We start from the raw sequence: 15,559 nt of genomic DNA on the forward strand, positions 1-15,559 counted from the left end.
AAAGCAAAACTAGAACACGAAAACTACAAACTTTCGCTTGAACATGACGATTATCTAAAACTTACCACCGAATTAGAACCACTGAAAATGCTTAAGCATGATCTCAAATCCCATCTGTCAACGCTAGAGCTGCTAGCACAAAACAACAAATGTGAGGATTCCGATGTACAACAGTATATTAAAAGGTATTTATACGATATTGACACTTGTCCTTTATGCAACGTCACCGGCATTCCTATTTTAGACTGTATTTTATCCACACATTTTTTTGCCGCTCAAAAAAACAACATTATTGTCGAGAAAAATATAATATGGCCCAAAGATATCTTGATTGATCTTTTCGATTTATCGACTATCCTCAACAATTTGTGGTCAAACGCAATTACAGCAGTTTCGTCTTTGCATGGAAAAGATATAACGCAATATATAAAATTCACCATCAAACCAGCTCATATGATGCTGCTGATTTATATTGAAAATCCATACGAAGGGGATTTGAAAAAGACTTCAAAATGTAATTATATCTCGAAGAAAACAACTAGAAACCATGGTTATGGAATAAAAAATATAAGAAAAATAGTAGAAAGAAACAACGGTATTATAACATTTTCCGACGACAACAATATATTTAAAGTGAATATTCTTTTTCCAATAAAGGTGAGAAATCAAAATGAATATTATTATACTAGAAGACAACAAAAATCACAGAGAACAATTAATTGGCCTTCTTAACGAATGGTCACTTTCATCAAACCACAAGCTTACTATACTTTCATATGCTTCAGTTGAAGATTTCTGGTCCTACCATACCAAAGACCAACTCACCGAAACTGATTTATTCCTGCTCGATATAAAGATAAATAAATCAAATGGTCTGGATTTTGCAAAGCTTATAAGAAAAAATGGATACAACAGAGCAATTGTATTTACTACTTCTTTTTCTGAATTTGTAATAGACGGATACGACGTTAATGCAACAGGATTTCTCATCAAGCCTGTAGAATACGAGAAACTCAAAAAAGTTTTAGATAAAATATTAAAATCATTTGCCAATGGAGTATACACCTTTAAAACTACAACTCGTTCACAATTAACTCTTTTTTATAAAGATATTTGCTTTTTCGAATGCAACAATCATAGTATTGAAATTATAACCACAAAAGCTCAGTACTCCCAACGAGCCAAATTTGAAGATTTGAAACATATTTTGCCATCAGTTTTTATCCAAATCCATAGATCATATATTGTTAATATAGACTTTGTGGAAATGATACAGGATTCTGAAGTTTACCTCAGTACAGGTGTCAAGCTCCCTATTAGCAAAAAATACATGGATACACTAAAAAACTCTTATGCAACAAGCTTACTTTACAGTATTTAGTTTTTTATGCAATTATATGTTTTCTAATGATATTGTAACTTCACCATCAGTCTCTTTATCTATATCCACATATACCGTCCATTTAGCATTATCATACTTCTCGGGAACGGAAATGACCTCATTAAAAAAATATATTGAAACTTTATTAATCGTTTGATATTATTTTTTGCGTAACTCTAAATGAAAGTACGGAAGGAAAATTTATGTGTAAAAGGATTGTAATATTTTTATTAGTATTTATGATGACGATTTGTTCATTGCCTATATTTGGAGAAACTGTTTATGCCAAGGAGACAATTTCTCTCGGAAATGAAAATAATTCTATACTTTTTATGGAAAATACACACATGAATTGAAAATTCTGGGTCGATATGGTGATTTTAGAATATTCGGTTATCGTGAATCTACTGGTAGATGGGTATTTGAAAAATTCGGAAGGCATTAAGCACACATGGAATATAGTAAATTTTACATTGAAATAAAAAACAACCTTGAAAAATATCATTTAATTCAGGAAACAAAAGAAAATGCATTAGCATATATCATAAATTGTAAATCTGATGCAAGGGAGACATACGATGATTGGCTTGAAATGTCTGGAATTCGTGAGAATAATCTTGAAGACCTTGTAACTTTCAAAGTGCTAAATATCGGATACGAAATCAGCTACAAGACCGATACGCCTGCCGAGCACTATGCAGTAGTACTTGATGTTATAGCAAATGGTACAAGCATCTGTACCTACCATTGTTTATATTGTTTAGATGGAACATGTGATGATGACTATATCTTGATGTAAAATCCACGTAACCCGCAAAAAGCTGCGCATCGTTTATCGCAATGTCATTAAGTTAAGATTACATCAGAAAGATCTCTACATCAAAATGGTGTAGGGGGCTTTTTTAAAAAGCATTGACAAATAAGGCTGGTTTCTGAAAACGCAAAGTCTTTTTGCATCGATTATGAAATGCAGACGTAATCAGCTTTTTGTCGGCAGCGAAGAAAGATAATTATAGAAGCGTTCGAAGCTGTATTTAGACTCTTTTCAAAGAAACTATTTGAGATTCCTTCTTTCCTGGTTCAAATGGCCAGTATCCATACAACATACTTCATCTGAATGCGTTTAAAAACTCTTATGTAACAAGCTTACTTTACAGTATTTAGTTTTTATGCAATTATGTGTTTTCTAATGATATTGTAACTTCACCATCAGTCTCTTTATCTATATCCACATATACCGTCCATTTAGCATTATCATACTTCTCGGGAACGGAAATAACCTCATTGAGCGTACCTGAAATTGTAAAGGTATATTTATCATTTTTATCTGACATTATCTTAACATTTATACTTCCAGAACTTGTATTTCCCTTAACACGAATTATATCGAAAGTATTATCATTAGGAAGTATTTTCTCATAATGGCTATACTTTTCTTCATATTCCTCTTTGTCAAAATTTAAACTTGTTGAATACAAAACTGTAGCAGCATCTTTCTTACACGAAGCCAGTAAAACAACTACAAAGCTAAGCGCCAATATGCATTTGATTTTTTCTTTCATCCTGTATTCTCCCATCTTCTATTCGTAATATCCTATGTGCATATGAAGCAATGTTTACATCATGAGTAACCATAATAATCGTTTTGCCACTGTTATTTAATTCTTGCAGAATACTCATTACTTCTTTTCCTGTCTGCAGACAATTAGAAGTATACACCCTTTTTTTATGTTTGTGTGGCAAACGACGTGAAAAGTGCCTGAGACGACGTGAATAACATATTTATTAAATATATTTAATTTTTCTTTTATAATTTCTTTTTTGCTTGCGTAATCTTCCAAAAACCATTAATATTTATCAGTATGTGCAGTTTCTGATTTTTTCGGAGCTACTGCGCTAACAATAATCTAAAAGGTAGGAATTTATTATGGATACGCTAGAGATTCTCAAAAATCTCGCAATAATCATTATTGCAGCAAAGTTTTTCGGGCTTGTAGCCAGAAAACTGAAAGCTCCCCAGGTTGCTGGAGAAATAGTAGCTGGTCTTTTAATAGGACCAAGTGTTTTCAATTTAGTAAAAGCTGACGATTTTCTTTCAGGAATGGCCGAAATTGGAGTTATTCTACTTATGTTCAGTGCTGGTCTTGAAACAGATATGCAGAAACTGAAAAAATCGGGAATTAAGGCTACAATTTTAGCTTGCGCAGGTGTTGCTTTTCCTCTTGCTCTTGGAACTATTCTTTATATGTGCTTCTACGGCTTTGCTGCACCAGGATCAAAGACTTTCATGGAAGCTCTTTTCATTGGCACAATTCTGACTGCTACTTCTGTTAGTATTACAGTTCAGGTTTTAAGAGAACTGGGCAAAATTTCAACCGATGTCGGCATTACTATAATGAGTGCTGCCATTATCGATGATGTCATCGGTATCGTAGTTCTTACAGCTGTACTCGGTTTAAAAGACCCAAGTGCAAATCTTACTATGGTATGCGTCAAGACAGTTCTTTTTTTTGCTCTATCAATTGTATCTGGAATCATTATATACAAAGCAATGAAAGTCCTTGTAAAAAGATGGCCTCATAAGAGACGTATTCCTATAATAGGACTTGCTCTTGCCTTTGTAATGGCTTATGTTGCAGACAAATACTTTGGTGTTGCTGATATAACAGGTGCATATGTTGCAGGAATCATTCTAAGTTCACTTACTGATTCCAAATACATTGTAAGAAAAATGGACATCAACTCCTACATGATATTCGGACCTGTATTCTTTGCAAGCATTGGTCTTTCAACAAACCTTAGAACAGTTGATGCTACTATTCTTTTGTTCTCACTTGCCTTTGTTGCAGTTGGACTTGTCGGAAAAGTTGCAGGATGCGGTTTTGTAGCAAAACTTCTTCGTTATAACTCTTCTGACTGTCTCAAGATTGGGGTAGGTATGATGACAAGAGGAGAAGTTGCTCTTATTGTAGCCCAGAGAGGTCTTAAGGCTGAAATAATTGACAGCAGATACTTTACTGCAGTTATTCTCCTTATCATCATAAGTTCCATCTTAACTCCTATCTTCATGAAGCTAATCTATGCTTCTGATGAAAAAAAGTCTGGTGTTTCTAATAACGAGAACACTCAGAAAAAAATTGCTTAATTTTCAAAAAGCTATTGACTTTTTGTCTATATTTGCTAAACTATCTTTCGATTGCTGTTGAGATTTATTCAACGCATATTTTTATGATTTTTTGACAGACAAATGTCTGTCTGCTGTACAAAGGCCTACTATAAGGTTTGTATATGATTTATCATTTTATGATTGTCATGAATCTTATTCAAAAAAGCTCATCGGACAGGGCTGGCCGCTGCCGACGTGGCAATTTGCCACATATTGATCGAGTTAAAAGCTCAATTTTATAAGTTGGTTACTTCATAACCCGTGCTAATCGCACACCACTTGTGAAACGTTCAATAGGGCAGTCTGCCGTACACAGATAGACCATAGAAATTGACGTAATATTTTATAGCTTTATCTAAACTACAGGTTTTATCTATATAATATTAAGTTAGAATTCACAAGAGGCAGTGCTGCACTAACGCGGTACTGTCTCTTTTTAGCTATTTAGAACAAGCTATTAGACATTTCCAGCAACAGTTCGCAGTTAACATGAAGCACTATGCAGATTATTAACTTAGAATTGAAGCTTGTAAAAATCTAGAATTATGGGAGTTGGAAGTATGGATCTTGAAAGACAAAAAAGCGCTCCAGTCTATGAAGCATTAGAGCGTTTTCGAAAAATGCATGTAGTTCCTTTTGACGTACCGGGGCATAAAAGAGGACGTGGCAATCCGGAGCTTGTTAAGTTCCTTGGTCAGCAATGCGTAGGAATCGACGTTAATTCCATGAAACCGCTTGATAATCTATGCCACCCTGTTTCTATTATCAAGGAAGCTGAAGAACTTGCTGCTGATGCATTCGGAGCAGCTCATTCCTTCCTGATGGTAGGTGGTACAACTTCTGCTGTTCAGGCTATGGTGCTGTCCGCCTGCAAAGCAGGTGAAAAAATTATCCTGCCAAGAAATGTTCACAAAAGTGCCATTAATGCTCTTGTTCTTTGCGGTGCGACACCAGTTTACATAGATCCTAAAGTAGACAAAGAACTTGGTATACCACTCTCAATGGAGGCAGGCGATGTATTAAGAGCAATGGAAGAAAATCCTGATGCCAAGGCTGTCCTTATTAATAACCCGACTTACTACGGTATTTGTTCAGACCTTAGAACGATAGTGAAAATGGCTCATGATCACGGAATGCTGGCTCTTGTAGATGAAGCTCACGGAACACACTTTTATTTCAGCGACACGCTTCCTGTCTCTGCAATGGAAGCCGGCGCTGATATGGCTTCCATCTCCATGCACAAGTCAGGAGGAAGCCTTACACAAAGTTCTCTCCTACTGTTAGGACCTAACATGAACCCTGGATATGTAAGTCAGATAGTCAACCTTACACAAACTACAAGTGCTTCCTATCTTCTTATGGCAAGTCTTGATATTTCTAGGAGAAACCTTGCACTAAGAGGAAAAGAGTCCTTTGAAAAAGTAGCTCAGATGGCCAGCTATGCAAGAGATGAAATCAATGAAATCGGAGGTTATTACGCCTACGGCAAAGAACTTATAAATGGTTCAAGCGTATTCGATTTCGACGTAACAAAACTTGTAGTACTGACTCACAGAATAGGTCTTGCAGGAATAGAAGTATATGACCTTCTAAGAGATGAATATGACATACAGATGGAATTTGGTGATATCAGTAATCTTCTTGCCTACATTTCAATTGGAGACTCTATGCAGGATATCGAAAGACTTGTAGGGGCACTTGCGGATATCGAAAGACTATATTCAAAGCCTGAAAAACAGTTTTTCACTGCAGAGTACATTTCACCAAAAGTCATTACAACTCCGCAAAAGGCCTTCTATGCCCAGAAAGAGTCACTTCCTTTGAAAGAGACAATAGGCAGAATATGCGGCGAATCAGTTATGTGCTATCCTCCGGGAATTCCGATTTTGGCGCCAGGCGAAATGATTACTCAAGATATCGTCGAATATATACAGTTCGCAAAAGAAAAAGGTTGCTCAATGCAGGGACCTGAAAGCGAAGATATTTCCAGACTTAATGTTTTGAAAGAAGGGACTTATTAAAATGCAGTTTTGGTTTGAAGAATTTCATACACTAAACACTAAAATGTCCATCAGAGTTGACAAACAGCTTTTTTCGGGAAGTAGTGAATATCAGCAAATAGACGTTTTCCACTCACCAGAATTTGGACGTTTTCTTTCATCAAACGGAAGCGTTGTCTTCTCTGAAGCTGACGAATTCGTATATGACGAAATGATAGTTCATGTACCAATGGCAGTACATCCAAATGTGAAAAAAGTATTGGTAATAGGCGGTGGCGATGGTGGTGTTGCCAGAGAGCTAAGTTACTATAAAGAAATCGAATCAATAGATGTAGTCGAGGAAGATAAACTCTTTGTCGAAGTATGCAAAGAATGGTTCCCTGACAATGCCTGCGGACTTGACGATGAACGAGTAAATATCTACTACGAAAACGGACTTAGATTCCTTCGTTCAAAAAAAGATTTTTACGACCTTATCATAAATGACTGTACAGATCCGCTGGGCCATACCGCCGGAATGTTCACCAAAGAGTTCTATGGCAACTGCTTTAAAGCTCTTAACGACAACGGAATCATGGTCTACCAGCACGGAAGTCCTTTCTTTGATGAAGACGAAGAAAGTTGCAGAGCAATGCACAGAAAAGCCTTTAAGAGCTTCCCTATTAACAGGGTTTATCAGGCACACATTCCTACATGTCCTGCTGGTTACTGGCTTTTTGGCTTTGCTTCCAAAAAATATCATCCACTCAAAGATTTCAATGAAACAAGATGGGATGAACGAGGTATTAAAACATGGTATTACACAACACACTTACATAGAGGCGCATTTATGTTGCCAAGATATGTTGAAGATATGCTTTCTGAGGAGGAAAAAAACATATGAGCAGATTATTAGTTATTGGATGTGGCGGAGTTGCACAGGTTGCAATTCAGAAATGCTGTCAGAACAGCGACGTATTCACAGAGCTTTGCATTGCAAGCCGTACAAAGTCAAAATGTGATGCACTAAAAGAAAAACTTAATGGAAAGACATCTACTATTGTTACAACTGCACAGGTTGATGCTGATAACGTCGAGGAAGTTAAGGCACTTATAAGCTCTTACAAGCCGGATGCAGTTCTTAACGTAGCACTTCCTTATCAGGATCTTACAATTATGGATGCCTGCCTTGCATGCAAAGTTCACTACATAGACACAGCCAACTACGAACCTGAAAACACAGATGATCCTAAGTGGCGCGAAGTTTATGAAAAAAGATGCAAAGAGCTTGGTTTTTCTGCATACTTTGATTATTCATGGCAGTGGGCATATGACGAGAAGTTCAAAGAAGCAGGTCTTACAGCTCTTCTGGGAACAGGTTTCGACCCTGGTGTAACAAGCGTATTTACAGCTTATGCCAAGAAGCACTACTTCGATGAAATTCATACCATCGATATCCTTGACTGCAACGGCGGCGACCATGGATATGCATTTGCTACCAACTTCAATCCCGAAGTAAACCTTCGTGAAGTCAGCGCACCTGGAAGCTACTGGGAAGATGGCCACTGGGTAGAAGTTCCTGCTATGAGTATCAAGCGTGAGTACGACTTCCCACAGGTAGGAAAAAAGGATATGTACCTTCTCCACCATGAGGAAATTGAAGCACTTGCAAGAAACATTAAAGGTGTTAAGAGAATCCGTTTCTTTATGACATTTGGACAGAGCTATCTGACACATATGAAGTGCCTTGAGAACGTAGGAATGTTATCAACAACACCTATAGATTTCAACGGACAGCAGATTGTACCTATCCAGTTCCTGAAAGCACTTCTTCCTGATCCAGCTTCACTTGGACCAAGAACAGTCGGCAAGACCAACATTGGATGCATCTTCACAGGTGTTAAAGACGGCAAAGAAAAGACTATCATGATCTACAATGTATGTGACCATCAGGAATGCTACAAAGAACTTGGAAGTCAGGCAATCAGCTATACAACAGGTGTTCCTGCCATGATTGGAACAGCTCTTGTTGCAAGTGGTGTATGGAACAAGACAGGTGCTCTTACAACAGATGAATTTGATCCAGATCCATATATGGAAATGCTGAATAAATTCGGACTTCCATGGATCGTTGATGAAAATCCAGTAACTGTAGAGTAATACTTTTCATATAAAAATAAGACAGTAAGGACACCCTATGAAGGCAAACGAATTACAAACTCCTGTTTACATAGTTGATGAATCAAAGCTAATCAAAAATCTGGAGATTTTACAAAAAATCGAAAAAGATACGAACGCGCATATTTTGCTTGCCCAAAAAGCTTTTTCAATGTTTAGTGTATATCCACTTATCGGAAAATACATTTCCGGTGCTACTGCAAGCGGACTATACGAAGCCAAACTTGCCTATGAAGAAATGGGAAAGGAAAACCATGTTTTCTCCCCAGCCTATACAGATAGCGAGATGGTTAATCTATGCCAGATTTGTGATCATATAAGCTTCAATTCACTTTCTCAGCTCGAGCACCACCGTATCGTGTTCGAAAAGAGTAATGTCAAAATCGGAATTAGAATTAATCCTGAGTTTTCCACGCAAGAGGGTCATGAAATCTATGACCCTTGCGCTAAAGGCTCCAGGCTTGGAATCTGCAAAAAAGATTTGCCACCTCACCTTCCAAAGGGTGTCACAGGAATCCACTTCCACACTCTTTGTGAACAAGGTGCAGAGCCTCTTTACGAAACAGTAAAGAGCGTAGAGGAAAATTTTGGAACATATCTGCACGAAGCTGAATGGGTAAATCTAGGCGGCGGACATCATATAACCAAAGAAGGCTATAACATAGAGCTTTTAGAAAAGATTATAAAGCACCTTCAGAAAACATATGATTTAGAAGTATACCTTGAACCTGGGGAAGCTATTGCTCTTGATGCTGGATATCTTTATACCAAGGTACTCGACATAGTGGATAACACTATGCCTATACTGATACTGGATGCTTCAGCAGCCTGTCATATGCCTGATGTCCTGGAGATGCCTTATAGACCGCCTCTTAAAGATGGTTTTATGCCGAATGAAAAGAAATATACTTGCAGGCTTTCTTCAAGAACTTGCCTTGCAGGTGATGTAATAGGCGATTATAGCTTTGAAGAAATGCCAAGGATTGATGATACTCTTATCTTTGAAGATATGGCTATCTATAGCATGGTCAAAAATAATACCTTTAACGGAATGCCTCTTCCCGACATTGCACTCATGCACGTGGATGGAGACTGCGAAGTGATAAGACATTTTGATTATTCAGATTTCAAAAATCGACTTTCCTAAAAGTCATAGGTTTTGATTTTGTGTATTTTATGGATGAGTTTTGCTGGCTTGTAATATTTCGTGAGCAGAACTGTTTATAAACGTTGGTTTCTGGGGTTGAAAGGCATCAATGATGCCTTTCAATCTGCCTGTGGCAGACAACATAATTTAAAAGTGTTTAAATTATGTCGCATTCTTAGATGCTGTATTTTAGCATCTTATGAACCATTACGTTTATAATCAAGCGAAAGCGTGTCTGCGATGAAATATACAAACAGCAAAACGGATTATATTGATTTCAAAACCTATATATTTTATAAACGAGGTTGCAGTTAATGGCAAAACTATACTCATCTCCATCTGCTGATGGATTTTATATGCCCGCAGAATATGAAAAGCATCATGGTACTATTCTAATATGGCCTGTTCGTCCGGGCAGCTGGGGAAATGACCCATCTAATGCACAGGAAGCTTTTTGCAAAATAATAACAGAATTGTCCAAAAATGAAACAGTATATTTACTGACTGATAAAGATCATCTTGAAGAAGCCAAAAGAAAAGTCAAGAACAATGCAGTCATTTTGGAAATTCCTTCAAACGACTCATGGGCTAGAGACGTCGCTCCTACTTTTGTTACGAACAAACAGACAATACGCGGAATCAACTGGAAATTTAATGCGTGGGGCGGAGAATTCGATGGACTTTATTCTCACTGGGAACTTGATGATAAAGTAGCTTCTTTATTTTGCGAAAACACAGGAAAAGACTATTATGATTTCGGAAACTTTGTACTAGAGGGAGGTTCTATTCATACTGACGGAGAAGGAACTCTTCTGGTTACTAAAAGCTGTCTTCTAAGCAAAGGCAGAAACCCTGAGCTTACAATGTCAGAAATCGAGTCCACGCTAAAGGACGCACTAAATGTAAGCAAAGTATTATGGCTACCCTATGGAATCTACAATGACGAAACCAATGAACATGTTGATAATGTGTGCTGTTTTACTTCTGCCTGCAATGTAGTTCTGGCATGGACTGACAACCAAAATGACCCACAATACAAAATGTCACTTGCGGACTATGAATATCTTCAGAACCAAACCGATGCAAAGGGAAGAAAAATTATTATTCACAAACTCCCCATCCCTGATGTTCCTGTCTGCATAAGTGATGAAGATATGGATTATACTTTCGAAGAAGGCGAAGATACAAGGCAAGTAGGCGAAAGACTTGCTGCAAGTTATGTCAACTTCTATTTTGGAAACAACATAGTCCTTGTTCCTCAGTTTGGTGGTGAAAATAAAGCCAGTGATAAAAGAGCCATAGATATTCTTACAGACCTCTGCAAAGACAGAAAGGTAATTGGAATAGATTCAACAGCAATACTTCTTGGAGGCGGAAATATTCACTGCATAACACAGCAAATTCCATTTTGCTAAAACCTCCAACCAAATTGCTGCCTGTACTAAATATAGCCAAAAACAAAAAGGAATAAAAAATGAGCATTACAAAAGTTGCCGCAATTCAGATGAATTGCTCCACCGATGTCAATACGAATATTGAACATGCAGTTTCGATGGTGAAAGAAGCTGCCAAGAACGGTGCTAATATTATTCTTCTTCCAGAACTGTTCGAAAGACAATATTTTTGTCAGGAAAGAAGATATGATTATTATAAATTTGCACTCCCAACACTTGAAAATCCTGCTGTAAAGACTTTTTCAAAACTTGCGGGCGAATTAAATGTTGTAATTCCTGTAAGTTTCTATGAAAAATCCGGAAAACAGTTTTTCAATTCTATAGCTATGATTGATAATCACGGAGATATAATGGGCGTATATAGAAAGACTCATATTCCTGACGACCATTATTATCAGGAAAAATTCTATTTCACACCGGGAAATACCGGATTCAAAGTATGGAAAACTGAATTTGGAAATGTCGGTGTTGGAATATGCTGGGATCAGTGGTTCCCGGAAGCTGCCAGATGCATGGTGCTTGATGGTGCTGATATACTACTCTACCCTACTGCAATTGGAAGTGAACCTATTCTTGATGTTGACAGCAGTGGTCATTGGAAAAGAACAATGCAGGGACACTCCGCAGCCAACATCACTCCTGTAGTCGCTGCCAATCGATATGGATTAGAAGAAGTACTTCCATGCAAAGAAAACGGAAATCAATCCTCAGCTCTAACATTCTATGGCAACAGTTTCATAACTAATGAAACCGGAGAAATCATCCAGTGTGCTTCAAAAGACAAAGATGAAATCTTATATGCCGAATTTGATTTTGAAAAGATTGAAGAAGAACGTAGTTCATGGGGACTATTTCGTGATAGACGCCCCAAGCAGTATTTGAGAATTTCAGAATAAAATTAAAGAGTCATGATATCATATGGTAAATGATTTCATGACTCTACTCTGTTACTACTAAAAAGCGGCTATATGCTACCGCAAGCCGTAGTTAAAAATCCAATTCTTAATTGGATGAAGCATATTTTTGGAGACCTTTATTCCAAATGTTATAAGTAATAAACGTCAAAACAAGCAAATACAGTATATACATGACAGTACCGCTTAGGCTAAATTTTCCATGCAGCGCATCAATTGGATAATTAACTGAAACAAAAAATGGAAGAATATATGTTAGTATAAGCACCATTTTATTAGGATATATACTTTGTGGTCTGGACACCATTTCAAATATGTACTCCGGTATTCCGATTAGTTTACCGGATTTTTCTAACCAGAACGAAAGCATAACAATATTTTGATTCACTAAAAACAAAAACCAGATTCCCAAAATTATTCCAAATGAATACATCATGACGTTAAAAAAAGATAATTTCATTGAACTAAAAAAGTAGCACTGAAAAATCACTGAAACAATAATTCCGATTACACTTGGAATATCCAGCCTGTTGAAAGCATAGAACCAAAACGAATTAACTGGTCTTATAAGTGAATAATCCAAATCGCCTTCAATTACTGCCTCTTCTAATCCCTCGTGTGATGCCACAAAGAAAAACTGATATCCCATCTGAATAATATTCGCTGTAGTAATAAGTATCATGTAGTCTCTTCTAGTCCAATCGAAAATTCTGTCAGTAAAACTGAAGTAAACAATACCTGTTATCACTTCTATCAGATAGAACATTATAGAAAAAACTACGGTAAGTATAGCCGTGGTGCGATATATTAAGAACTCTCTAAAAGACTGTTTTACAAGTTCTTTGAAAACTGAAAATCTCATTACGCCCCCATCCCTTCATATAGCTTTAGAGCCTTTTTATATAATACTCTATAAATAAGATTTAATACAATAATGCAAAGCACTAAGTAAATATTTAATGTAAGCACTTTAGATTGAATATATTTTCCCATTACCACTTCAGACAGATTACAACCAATCATACCAAATGGATTATAAGCAATTATTCTACTGAATCCAGAAGGTAAAAAACTTATCGGAAAATACATTCCCGCAAAGAGCATATATACTCCTCTAAGTATCGGTTTTAACGGCCACATCTGTATCACTCTGAAACCCAAAAGCGATATAATGGAAGCAATTTGAAACCACAAAAAAATGCACAAGAAAAAATATGATAGTGTCAGTAAAAAATCAAATATTCCAATTCCACTATACAAATCATAAATAAAAACCGTACCGATAAATATCAAAATACTGATAAAGCACCTTCCCAAATAGTCAAAAAAGCTATCATACAAAACATTAATAGGTCTAAACAAGTAAGTTGAAAACTGCCCGGTTCTAATCATATTACCTATTCTAAAACAGATATCAAAAGAAAAAACCATACTTGAAATATTGGTTAAAACAAGATAAACTACCATATCCTTAAAAGAATAACCTCTAAATGAGTCAATAGTAGATGTTTTATATATTGCATTCCATACAAACACAGAAATCATTACATTAAATGCAGTCAGTGCTAATCCACAAACAAAATCAAATCGATATACAATAGTTGTCATTAATCGATTCATAAATGTTAAAAAATATTTTTTCATTTTCATTCCTTACAAAAAATACTCACTAGAATATCTTCCAATTCCATTTCTTCTTTATGAATACTGATAACATTTTTCAAATTCATAAAATTAACGATTGGTTCTTTATCTGTTACAAATATCCTATATTTGTTAGTCTCATCTTTTATAAGTGATGCACCATCCATACTCATAGACAATTCAGTACCATCTGTTTCCACTATATAAGACGTTTTGTCTGTATACTGTGATTTTAATTCAGATAATGATGTATCCGAGATAATACTTCCCTTTTTAATAACAATTACACGTTTTGCAAGGTTCTCTATATCTTGTATATAATGACTACTAAATAGAATTGTTGTTTTCTCCACCCTGTTTATTTTTTGTAAAAATTCATACATAAATTTTTGACTGACAATATCCAAGCCTAACGTTGGTTCATCCAAAAAAAGGATTTCCGGTTTGTGGATTAATGCACAAATCAGTTCAAATTTCACACGTTCACCAAGCGATAGTTTACGAACCGGCACGCAAAGTTTTTCAGAAACTTTTAAACTATTCACTAATTCATTTAATCTTTTCTCAAAATCTTCCTTTGGGATTTCATAGATTTCCTTTAACATTTTTAACGTATCTATAGGAGGAAGATCCCATATCAACTGGCTCTTTTGTCCTAAAACAACTCCTATGCTCTTCAAGTATTCCTTATCTTTTGAATAAGGTTTGTACCCATTACAATGAATATCACCTTTTTCATTGGAAAGAATACCTATAAGCAGTTTCATAAGCGTTGTTTTTCCAGCTCCATTTGCTCCAAGAATGCAAACAATTTCTCCCCTATCAACCATAAAATCAACATTATTTATAGCTGTAATCTTTTTCTTCTGTCTTCCAAAAAAGTCTTTGATTGTTCCGCACATTCCGCCTTGTTTTTCGAAATATGTATAAGAAAAACAGACATTTTTGCACTCAATTATACATTTACTCATTTATTACGTCCTTAGTCCATTCCTTTCCCAAAGGCCCTTTGATTGAATATTCGTTCAAATTATATTTATATATATATATGTGTGTCAAGTATTTTTTGAAAATTTTTTTAACTTTTCCACCAAAAGGACAAATAATTGCCGTTTAAAATCACAATTGTACGCTTTTTGATAGTTTTTCTATAATGATACTATTTATCTAACAATTCCATATTTATTGATTTCTGTGTAAATCCCGACTTTTTATACATATTCAATGCATTGACATTTCGAGCATTTACCTGTAACTCTAGGCTATCTAATCCAAGTTTTGATTTTCTTTCTTTTGCAAAATCAAGAAGCTGCGTTCCAATTCCCTGTCTTTGATATTTCTTTCCAACCACAAGTGTATCTATAAATAACACTTTCTTATTTATCTGATGAGGACTAGCAACACTACGAATCATGAAAATCAAAGCACCAACAACTTCATAATCTTTTTCCGCAACGAAAATCATTTCATCTTCGATATTTTTAACAAACTCTTCTTTTGGAAGAACTACATCTGTCTTTCTGAATACATCAGGTCGTAATTCAATATGAAGGTTCTGAACTTCTTCCATCAAAACTTCTACTTCTTCATAGTCTTTTAAAACTGCTTTTCTAATTATCACATTCATCTGTAGTCTCCAATCTATGTTTTTTTTATAAAAAAGCTTTTTGCTTTTAAAAAATTAAAAACAAAAAGC

Annotated in this window: 17 protein-coding genes; 11 read left to right on the forward strand and 6 right to left on the reverse strand. The window is 35.9% G+C overall.

Going from position 1 to position 15,559, the window contains the following annotated elements; all coding sequences use genetic code 11:
• Positions 1 to 87: 87 nt before the first annotated feature.
• The 4 genes from G634_RS22115 to G634_RS0108295 all read left to right on the forward strand — a co-directional run bounded on the left by G634_RS22115 (position 88) and on the right by G634_RS0108295 (position 2,180).
• Positions 88 to 732 (forward strand): ATP-binding protein, encoded by a 645-nt coding sequence (locus G634_RS22115; RefSeq protein ID WP_442855637.1) that lies wholly within the window; start codon positions 88 to 90, stop codon positions 730 to 732.
• The gene (locus tag G634_RS0108285; protein WP_026504896.1) at positions 671 to 1,381 is read left to right on the forward strand and encodes a LytR/AlgR family response regulator transcription factor; all 711 of its coding nucleotides are present in this window, start codon (positions 671 to 673) and stop codon (positions 1,379 to 1,381) included. The genes G634_RS22115 and G634_RS0108285 overlap by 62 nt, the downstream gene beginning before the upstream one ends.
• A 203-nt stretch (positions 1,382 to 1,584) precedes the next feature.
• Positions 1,585 to 1,737, forward strand: coding sequence for a hypothetical protein (locus G634_RS21375; RefSeq protein WP_196805314.1), 153 nt, complete (start codon positions 1,585 to 1,587; stop codon positions 1,735 to 1,737).
• 95 nt (positions 1,738 to 1,832) lie between these two features.
• Positions 1,833 to 2,180, forward strand: coding sequence for a hypothetical protein (locus G634_RS0108295; protein WP_026504897.1), 348 nt, complete (start codon positions 1,833 to 1,835; stop codon positions 2,178 to 2,180).
• Between the two features lie 376 nt (positions 2,181 to 2,556).
• Here the strand turns inward: G634_RS0108295 and G634_RS0108300 are convergent, their stop codons facing one another.
• Both G634_RS0108300 and G634_RS21380 read right to left on the reverse strand, forming a co-directional pair.
• Entirely contained in the window at positions 2,557 to 2,943 is a 387-nt protein-coding gene (locus tag G634_RS0108300; RefSeq protein WP_026504898.1) for a hypothetical protein, read from the reverse strand.
• The gene (locus G634_RS21380) at positions 2,909 to 3,061 is read right to left on the reverse strand and encodes a hypothetical protein (protein WP_196805316.1); all 153 of its coding nucleotides are present in this window, start codon (positions 3,059 to 3,061) and stop codon (positions 2,909 to 2,911) included. Before G634_RS21380 ends, G634_RS0108300 begins: the two co-directional genes overlap by 35 nt.
• Positions 3,062 to 3,308: 247 nt before the next feature.
• Here G634_RS21380 and G634_RS0108305 point away from each other — a divergent pair, with 247 nt between their 5' ends.
• The 7 genes from G634_RS0108305 to aguB all read left to right on the forward strand — a co-directional run bounded on the left by G634_RS0108305 (position 3,309) and on the right by aguB (position 12,201).
• Positions 3,309 to 4,526, forward strand: coding sequence for a cation:proton antiporter (locus G634_RS0108305; RefSeq protein ID WP_026504899.1), 1,218 nt, complete (start codon positions 3,309 to 3,311; stop codon positions 4,524 to 4,526).
• A gap of 581 nt (positions 4,527 to 5,107) precedes the next feature.
• On the forward strand, positions 5,108 to 6,568 hold the full coding sequence (locus G634_RS0108310) for an aminotransferase class I/II-fold pyridoxal phosphate-dependent enzyme (protein ID WP_026504900.1): 1,461 nt from the start codon (positions 5,108 to 5,110) through the stop codon (positions 6,566 to 6,568).
• Position 6,569: 1 nt separating this feature from the next.
• On the forward strand, positions 6,570 to 7,430 hold the full coding sequence (gene speE / locus G634_RS0108315) for a polyamine aminopropyltransferase (protein WP_026504901.1): 861 nt from the start codon (positions 6,570 to 6,572) through the stop codon (positions 7,428 to 7,430).
• On the forward strand, positions 7,427 to 8,686 hold the full coding sequence (locus tag G634_RS0108320; protein ID WP_026504902.1) for a saccharopine dehydrogenase family protein: 1,260 nt from the start codon (positions 7,427 to 7,429) through the stop codon (positions 8,684 to 8,686). Before speE ends, G634_RS0108320 begins: the two co-directional genes overlap by 4 nt.
• Before the next feature lie 37 nt (positions 8,687 to 8,723).
• Positions 8,724 to 9,851, forward strand: a complete 1,128-nt coding sequence (nspC, locus tag G634_RS0108325; protein ID WP_026504903.1) for a carboxynorspermidine decarboxylase — start codon at positions 8,724 to 8,726, stop codon at positions 9,849 to 9,851.
• 314 nt (positions 9,852 to 10,165) lie between these two features.
• Positions 10,166 to 11,266: an agmatine deiminase gene (gene aguA, locus G634_RS0108330; RefSeq protein ID WP_026504904.1), complete on the forward strand. Its 1,101-nt coding sequence runs from the start codon at positions 10,166 to 10,168 to the stop codon at positions 11,264 to 11,266.
• A gap of 59 nt (positions 11,267 to 11,325) precedes the next feature.
• Complete coding sequence (gene aguB, locus G634_RS0108335; protein ID WP_026504905.1) at positions 11,326 to 12,201, forward strand: N-carbamoylputrescine amidase; 876 nt, start codon at positions 11,326 to 11,328, stop codon at positions 12,199 to 12,201.
• A 106-nt stretch (positions 12,202 to 12,307) separates the two neighbouring features.
• Here aguB and G634_RS0108340 read toward each other — a convergent pair whose 3' ends face one another.
• The 4 genes from G634_RS0108340 to G634_RS0108355 all read right to left on the reverse strand — a co-directional run bounded on the left by G634_RS0108340 (position 12,308) and on the right by G634_RS0108355 (position 15,490).
• Complete coding sequence (locus tag G634_RS0108340) at positions 12,308 to 13,081, reverse strand: ABC-2 family transporter protein (RefSeq protein WP_026504906.1); 774 nt, start codon at positions 13,079 to 13,081, stop codon at positions 12,308 to 12,310.
• Positions 13,081 to 13,863 carry an ABC-2 family transporter protein gene (locus G634_RS0108345; protein ID WP_035799373.1) on the reverse strand — a complete coding sequence of 261 codons (783 nt, stop codon included), beginning with the start codon at positions 13,861 to 13,863 and terminating at the stop codon, positions 13,081 to 13,083. Before G634_RS0108345 ends, G634_RS0108340 begins: the two co-directional genes overlap by 1 nt.
• A gap of 2 nt (positions 13,864 to 13,865) precedes the next feature.
• A complete protein-coding gene (locus G634_RS0108350; protein WP_155830538.1) occupies positions 13,866 to 14,834 on the reverse strand; it encodes an ABC transporter ATP-binding protein in 969 nt (322 codons plus the stop codon).
• Positions 14,835 to 15,022: 188 nt separating this feature from the next.
• Positions 15,023 to 15,490: a GNAT family N-acetyltransferase gene (locus tag G634_RS0108355; protein ID WP_026504909.1), complete on the reverse strand. Its 468-nt coding sequence runs from the start codon at positions 15,488 to 15,490 to the stop codon at positions 15,023 to 15,025.
• Between the last annotated feature and the right edge of the window lie 69 nt (positions 15,491 to 15,559).

The sequence above is a fragment of the Butyrivibrio sp. NC3005 genome (genome assembly GCF_000424545.1).
In the GTDB taxonomy this organism is placed as follows: domain Bacteria; phylum Bacillota; class Clostridia; order Lachnospirales; family Lachnospiraceae; genus Butyrivibrio.

Bases quoted from the DNA above. Each gene is read 5' to 3' on its own strand.
- G634_RS22115 (WP_442855637.1), top strand. From the start codon at position 88: ATGCTTAAGCATGATCTCAAATCCCATCTGTCAACGCTAGAGCTGCTA.
- G634_RS0108285 (WP_026504896.1), top strand. From the start codon at position 671: ATGAATATTATTATACTAGAAGACAACAAAAATCACAGAGAACAATTA.
- G634_RS21375 (WP_196805314.1), top strand. From the start codon at position 1,585: ATGTGTAAAAGGATTGTAATATTTTTATTAGTATTTATGATGACGATT.
- G634_RS0108295 (WP_026504897.1), top strand. From the start codon at position 1,833: ATGGAATATAGTAAATTTTACATTGAAATAAAAAACAACCTTGAAAAA.
- G634_RS0108300 (WP_026504898.1), bottom strand. From the start codon at position 2,943: ATGAAAGAAAAAATCAAATGCATATTGGCGCTTAGCTTTGTAGTTGTT.
- G634_RS21380 (WP_196805316.1), bottom strand. From the start codon at position 3,061: ATGAGTATTCTGCAAGAATTAAATAACAGTGGCAAAACGATTATTATG.
- G634_RS0108305 (WP_026504899.1), top strand. From the start codon at position 3,309: ATGGATACGCTAGAGATTCTCAAAAATCTCGCAATAATCATTATTGCA.
- G634_RS0108310 (WP_026504900.1), top strand. From the start codon at position 5,108: ATGGATCTTGAAAGACAAAAAAGCGCTCCAGTCTATGAAGCATTAGAG.
- speE (WP_026504901.1), top strand. From the start codon at position 6,570: ATGCAGTTTTGGTTTGAAGAATTTCATACACTAAACACTAAAATGTCC.
- G634_RS0108320 (WP_026504902.1), top strand. From the start codon at position 7,427: ATGAGCAGATTATTAGTTATTGGATGTGGCGGAGTTGCACAGGTTGCA.
- nspC (WP_026504903.1), top strand. From the start codon at position 8,724: ATGAAGGCAAACGAATTACAAACTCCTGTTTACATAGTTGATGAATCA.
- aguA (WP_026504904.1), top strand. From the start codon at position 10,166: ATGGCAAAACTATACTCATCTCCATCTGCTGATGGATTTTATATGCCC.
- aguB (WP_026504905.1), top strand. From the start codon at position 11,326: ATGAGCATTACAAAAGTTGCCGCAATTCAGATGAATTGCTCCACCGAT.
- G634_RS0108340 (WP_026504906.1), bottom strand. From the start codon at position 13,081: ATGAGATTTTCAGTTTTCAAAGAACTTGTAAAACAGTCTTTTAGAGAG.
- G634_RS0108345 (WP_035799373.1), bottom strand. From the start codon at position 13,863: ATGAAAAAATATTTTTTAACATTTATGAATCGATTAATGACAACTATT.
- G634_RS0108350 (WP_155830538.1), bottom strand. From the start codon at position 14,834: ATGAGTAAATGTATAATTGAGTGCAAAAATGTCTGTTTTTCTTATACA.
- G634_RS0108355 (WP_026504909.1), bottom strand. From the start codon at position 15,490: ATGAATGTGATAATTAGAAAAGCAGTTTTAAAAGACTATGAAGAAGTA.